This window comes from Hadarchaeum sp. (SeqCode), from assembly GCF_049969415.1.
GTDB lineage: Archaea > Hadarchaeota > Hadarchaeia > Hadarchaeales > Hadarchaeaceae > Hadarchaeum.
Genome location: NZ_JBMFOX010000049.1, coordinates 1 through 4,923, shown reverse-complemented (window position 1 = coordinate 4,923; position 4,923 = coordinate 1). Strand labels below are relative to the sequence as shown.

At 41.6% G+C, this 4,923-nt stretch carries 5 protein-coding genes; all 5 read right to left on the bottom strand.

Annotation, left to right across the window (positions count from 1 at the left end; all coding sequences use genetic code 11):
- The coding region (locus ACP5PX_RS07210) for an XdhC family protein (protein ID WP_428085294.1) at positions 1 to 728 on the bottom strand (728 nt) is incomplete at its 3' end.
- Positions 729 to 733: 5 nt separating this feature from the next.
- Positions 734 to 1,291 (bottom strand): 4Fe-4S dicluster domain-containing protein, encoded by a 558-nt coding sequence (locus tag ACP5PX_RS07205; RefSeq protein ID WP_428085293.1) that lies wholly within the window; start codon positions 1,289 to 1,291, stop codon positions 734 to 736.
- 20 nt (positions 1,292 to 1,311) lie between these two features.
- Complete coding sequence (locus ACP5PX_RS07200; RefSeq protein ID WP_428085292.1) at positions 1,312 to 3,222, bottom strand: aldehyde ferredoxin oxidoreductase family protein; 1,911 nt, start codon at positions 3,220 to 3,222, stop codon at positions 1,312 to 1,314.
- Between the two features lie 3 nt (positions 3,223 to 3,225).
- Complete coding sequence (locus ACP5PX_RS07195; protein ID WP_428085291.1) at positions 3,226 to 3,429, bottom strand: 4Fe-4S dicluster domain-containing protein; 204 nt, start codon at positions 3,427 to 3,429, stop codon at positions 3,226 to 3,228.
- An 18-nt stretch (positions 3,430 to 3,447) separates the two neighbouring features.
- Positions 3,448 to 4,497, bottom strand: coding sequence for a hypothetical protein (locus ACP5PX_RS07190; protein ID WP_428085290.1), 1,050 nt, complete (start codon positions 4,495 to 4,497; stop codon positions 3,448 to 3,450).
- Positions 4,498 to 4,923 lie beyond the last annotated feature (426 nt).

Genomic DNA, 4,923 nt, shown 5'->3' with positions numbered 1-4,923 from the left:
GCGCCGATATCTAAGCCCACTGGAGCATGTAATGATCTAAGATCCGCGTCGCTTATTCCTGCTTCTTTAAGTCTCTTTATAAGCGTTGTTGCCTTCGCTTTGCTGCCAAGTAGACCTACATATGCTGGTTTCTTTTTAATGACTTTCTCTAATGCTAAGTAGTCGTGTTCAGGCTCCCCATGGACAATAACTACAAAATCGCGTGAACCTACATCTATCTTTTCCAATATTTCATTAAAGTTACCTACGATTATTTCTTCAGCCATCGGAAATCGCTCCCTGTTGGCTAATTTTTCATTATCATCCGCGACGATTATGCTGAACTTCATAATCTCTGCTAATTTGGAAAGAGCTAGAGCTATGTGACCTGCACCAATTATAAAGAGCCTTTGTTTTGGCTCAAATACATCGATAAAAATTGTCAACTTACCTCCACACATCTGCCCTGTCTCAATAACTCCACTTTCTCTTCCTCCGTCGCCCAATGATAAAACTACTTTCCTAGGTTTGCCTTCTTTTATGGCTTTTAAGGATTCATCAATTAAAACTCTTTCTAAATTTCCGCCTCCTATGGTTCCGAAGACTGCACCGTCTTCACTTATGACCATTTTTGCTCCGATATCTCTTGGCCCATGCCCCTCTTTTTCGATCACAATACATAAAGCGGTCATTTTTCCTTTTTTCAAGAGACGTGATATTTCTTGAAGTAGCCATATGTCATTTGACATAAACCTCACTCAGGTTTACGAGAGCTACTAAGTAGTTTAATAAGAGTTAATTCCCTGGCTTTTTGAGCAAGCCTTTCTCGACTTACCAATTCTATGGCTTCCTCTGGACACCACTCAATACATGCTTGGTTAGCAATTTTACGACCCGGGAAAACCCCTATCCCCTTTCTTCGCTCACATAGATCGCAGACTATAGCTATTTTCTCGTCGGGATCAATAGTGATGCTTCCGAAATCACAGGCCTTTATACACCACCCGCAACCATTACATTTATCTTTATTAACAACTATAGGACCATTCTCGGACTGTCTCAAAGCTCCGCGTGGACATGCCCTTACGCACGGTGGATCTTCACAGAGCCTACACGAAATGGCAAGATTGAACGCCGGGGGAATGCGTAAAACTCTAATCCTCGATTTCAATGGATTAAATGCCTTATTTCCGGTTTTCTCAAATGAGCAAGCTAATTCGCAAATTCCACAACCTATACATCTATTTGGATCTACATCTACAAACATGAATTTCACCAAACTCGTATCTTTAGTGGTTTCCATATATGGCATATGCACACCACAATAAATTTTTACTCTTTAATCTCCAAATCCCTAAGTTCTAGTTCTTTGAGCTTTTCATGAGTTGGGATTCCGTCATGGTCCCAACCGCGCACATCATAGTACTCATCGAGCATAAAATCTAATTCTTCCTTTGTGATCAAAACTCCTTTTGAAGGCCCTGAAGGAATAGGAGTGGAGACAATTTTTGGAGGAAGGCTGTCATCTTTACGGGTGAAGCCCTCTCGTATGTTAAATAATCTGGCAAGGTTATTTATTCTTTCCCCAACTATTTTCAGGTCAGCGGCTTTTAAGTTAAATCCAGTAACGATGTTATAAAGCCTTGCTAGATCCTCGTACCCATCATACACGCTAACTGTAAACTTGCAGATGACAAGCGAATCCATAACTGCGAATAGGTCTTCCATATCTTTGACTATTTTTCCACTGCCCTTTTGAACGGTGAAACGGTTTTCCTTCCTATTCAGGTCAAAAACATGAGCCCAGTGAGTATTGTGATCAGCCCCCTTGAAAGATACAGCGTAGCCCAGCGCTGTAGTTTTTAGACTCCTTACATCGTATCCAGACATTTCAAGCCCTTTTATGTGGTTAGCTAGTGCTTCTGATCCCTTACCTATCCTTTCTGCGGCTCGCTTGACACCTTCAGCTAAAATATCGCCTAGCTCTTCTCTACGAGCTATGAGATCGATAAGCTTAAGCATGGCTTCATAGTTCCCAAATTTAAGATCTAAACCGTTAGTATCGTCGTAAGTGATTATTCCGTTTTCGTAGCAATCCATAGCAAAAGCAATGGCATCACCAGTAGATATCGCGTCTAAACCATAGAGATTACATAATTCTATTGCTCTAATGATGGCGTCTGGTCTATTGACCCCACAATTCGGACCGAAAGCCCACACCGTCTGGTACTCTATGCGGGCAACAGCGCCTTGGTAGGGACCTTCTGATACGGTGGCTATATGTTCGCAACCAATCGGGCAGGATGAACAAGCTTGAACCTTTGCAACGAAGTATTTATTCAAGTGTTCACCGCTAATGTTTTCCGCATCTTCGAAACTAGCAGTAGAAAAATTCCTTGTAGGTAGACACCCAGCACTGTTACACGTTGATAGATCCTCAACTGTTCCTAAATCTCGATATTTTGCAGTAGTACCAAATAGTGTCACCCAATACCTATCTTTAACCGATACCGAAAGTTTTCCGTTAGTTGTGTAATGTTTTACGGCTGTCGACCCTCTTGCTCTTATGAAAAATTCTTTACAAAATTGTAACAGAGCATTTGGATTTGCTACTTTTAATTCTGAGGTCCCACGAACCGCTATAGCTTTCAGATTTTTCGCACCCATCACTGCGCCTAAGCCACCTCTTCCTGCTACTCTTGTTTGATCACTTATTATACACGCAAACCTCACCAGTCTTTCACCAGCCAATCCAATAGCAGCAACGCGTATTGAATAGTCGCCTAGTTGTTTTCTAATTTCCTCTTCGGTTCTTGCAGGAGATAGTCCCCATACATCTCTAGCATCCATCAGTTGAACAAAGTCATTGTTTATCCATAAGAATACAGGAGTTTTCGCTTTACCTTCTATAATAATAGCATCATACCCTGCCTTTTTTAGCTCACTTGCGAAGAACCCTTGCATCACAGAGATACCTAATCCTCCGGTTAGTGGAGATTTAGATGCGACAACGCATCCTGAACCTGTGGGCGTCATCACGCCGCTTATTGGACCAGTTGCGAAAATTAGTACATTCTTAGGGTCGAACGGGTCTATTTTAGGCTCTGTATAATCATACAATAGTTTTAAAGCGTACCCCAACCCACCAATGTATTTTTTAGCTTCTTTTTCTCTCAACACGTGAGTTTTCGTGGTCTTTTCTGTTAGGTTAACATATAGAATTTTTCCCGCATAACCATACATATGTTATTCCCCTATACAATACATGAGAATTTTGATTGCATTATGAGGACATTCATCTGCGCAACATTTACACCCAGTACACTCTTTAGGCGTCTTAATAAGTGGTATCATCCCTGTCCTTGGCTCTATCAGAACCCCCCTTGGACAAGCGACGGTGCAACACATACAACCGAAACATAAATCCTCATTTATTTTTGGCCGAGGCAATTCAACTACTCCTCTCTTCTATGTTCTCGGAATTGGTATTTCCAAGAGATCAAATGGAATATTTTCGATGGAAATTCCGACGATTTCGCTGAGTCTATCCATTCCTTTTTTATTCATATACCATCTTATCTCCCTAAGCATATTTTCGATGATATTTATATCTCTGTAAATTGCTGTACATATTTCTACCGCACTTCCACCAGCCATCATAACTTGTATAACGTCAAAGCCCCGCATGATGCCACCTGATGGCACTAGCGGCGTCTTAAGCTTTCTCTTCAGAAGAGCTGTAGCAAGAACCGTTGTGGGCAATAAAGGAAGAGCCCCGGGGAAATGTGGTTTAAACTTTACTCCTTTTTTAATTTTTAGCATAGTGTTTCCGTTAAATATTGGACGACCAGTATTAAGGTCTAAAGCCAGACCAAGTGGATAAAATGGAAATGTATATCCCATGTAAGCATAGGCATCCGGGTTAGAGCTCTTCTCGATTATTTCACCATTCAAATAGATGCTTGTGGTAGCTATTTTGGGCCATATCGGCACATCAACTGCCGACTTTAACGCTTTAATGAGCTCTATTGCTCTTTCTGGATGCTCAAGATCACCCCAATAAGCCCCTCCCCTTGTCGCATATTCTGGTCCTAGATGCGGACCTATCGCAGGGCATTGCATATCTATCTCAATTGCACTAACGCCAGCTTCGTAAAACTTCGTGGCGACATACACGCCTTCATCAACAGTATTGCAGCTAATACTTCCGATTATATGGCAATTTTCTTTATCTGCTAAGCTTTTGCAAGCTTTTATGTGTTCTGCCATTTTTTCGATACCTGGATTTCGATGGGCTTCGTCCCAATCGAGGTACAACTTTCTGTAGGGGTCGTACCAAAAAACTCGTGGAGGTGGAGCACCGGAAAGAGGGTCTTTTGATGTGGATTTGGTCACAACACCTGCATAGCCCCGCTTTATAAATCTTTTTATCCCATTTTCATCTTCAGCATATCCCGCCGATCCTACAATTATTGGGTTCTTAAAAACCAAATTACCAACTTGGACTTCTAAGCTCATAGCGCACCCCTTTTCGTACTTAACCAGTATTAAGCTTATATTTTAAATTTAATGCTTATGGCTTAATTCTTTATTATTCGAACTATTTCATTATTATTTTGATTTAGAAAAAAGGCTTTATATATTTTCTTCCCCATTCATGAATACACATTTACAATTCAGAAGCAGGTCATGGGGAAAGATTCCCCTATCACAAACTTAACCGTGAAACCTTAACAGACCAACTCCAAAACTAAATTTCCTTTTCGCAATGAAGAGCATGCGCCTATGCGTCCAGGAAAAGGGCACTATGGCTCCGCAACCAGGCACCTCCAATCGCGCGCACGTCCACCCAACAAGGGGGTACAGCAAATTCGCGGGGAACCCCTACGCCTGACCATGACGGAAAAGGCCTATAAGGCCTACGATTCTTAAGGATTGAATAAC